Here is a 1,228-nt window from a genome sequence, read left to right on the forward strand (position 1 = left end):
TGCTCGTGTTGCTCTTCTTGCTCACTACCTGGAACTGCTTCCTCCGGGACCGACCGTCCCAGTATCAGGCTGTCCAGCCCCAGGGGGGAACTTCAGCCTTCGTAGCAGGTCTGCTGATGGTGCCGGCTCCGATGGTGACCAGGCAGGCGATCGCCGCGATGACGAAGGCGGGACAGCGCCGGGCCGCCTTCGCGCTGGAAGCGGTACAGGGCGAGCTGTCCTACATGGTGGGCCCGCCGATCGTGATCCTCTGCGCGGCACAACTGCCCTCCGGCGTGGTGGCCTGGGGCGTCGGCGCTGCGATCGTGGCGGGCGGAGCGGGGATCGCCCTGCTCAACCCCCCGCTGCGGGCCGAGGACGAGGCGCCGGCCGCCCCAGCCGACCGCCCCCGTCGCCGGGAGTGGCTGGGCCCGAGAATGATCGCGGTGCTGGTGATGGCGTTCGGCGCCACGATCGTGCTCAACGGTACCGACCTGGCCATCGTGGCCACTCTCAAGGAAGCCGGCCAGGTCTCCTGGGCCGCCGTCGTGGTGGCCGTGTACGGCGCGGCCTCCATCGCCGGCGGGCTTCTGTACGGCGCGCTCCCGCGACCGCTGCCCACCTGGCTGCTGCTCGGCCTGCTCGGGCTGGTAACCATTCCCGCCGGACTGGCCCACGACTGGCGCTGGTTGTGTGTGGCAGGCTGCGGCGCGGGACTGCTTGCCGCACCGACACTTTCCGCGTTGTCCGACGCCGTGAGCCGGCTCGCACCCGCGAGCGTGCGCGGTGAGGCGACAGGCTTGCAGTCCTCGGCGCTGGGCGCGGGCTTCGCCCTCGGCGTCCCGATCGTCGGCGGGGCGATCGACACGTCCGGACCGGCAGGCGGCTTCGCGACGGCCGGCCTGGCCGGCCTCGCCGCCGCGCTGATGGGATGGCTGCTGTCCCGGCGCTCACCCATCCGAACGCTGCGCAGCGATCCCAGCTTCATCGGGGCCTCGGACGCGCGATGATCTGCCTGCCGTCCAGTGGCTGAGCCTTCTCAGGCAATGCTCGGCGTTGCACGCCTCCACAACATGGCCCTCACGGGATAACCCCAACCCCATACGGGACAACCTCTAGCAGACTGATTGTGAGAGGGAGAGTGGCAGTGGGGAGGGTTGCGTCCTGGGAAGTGGTGTACGGGCTCCCACCTGATCCGGGCGTTTGGCCCGGCGTCGGAGTGAATGTCCGGATATGAGAACGGCCACCG

General features: G+C 70.1%; 1 protein-coding gene. It reads left to right on the forward strand.

Annotation, left to right across the window (positions count from 1 at the left end; all coding sequences use genetic code 11):
* Positions 1-989, forward strand: a 989-nt coding sequence (locus ACFY3J_RS38865) for an MFS transporter (protein WP_390842895.1), incomplete at its 5' end; no start/stop codon positions are given.
* Between the last annotated feature and the right edge of the window lie 239 nt (positions 990-1,228).

This window comes from Streptomyces sp. NPDC001231 (assembly GCF_042896885.1).
Classification (GTDB): domain Bacteria; phylum Actinomycetota; class Actinomycetes; order Streptomycetales; family Streptomycetaceae; genus Streptomyces.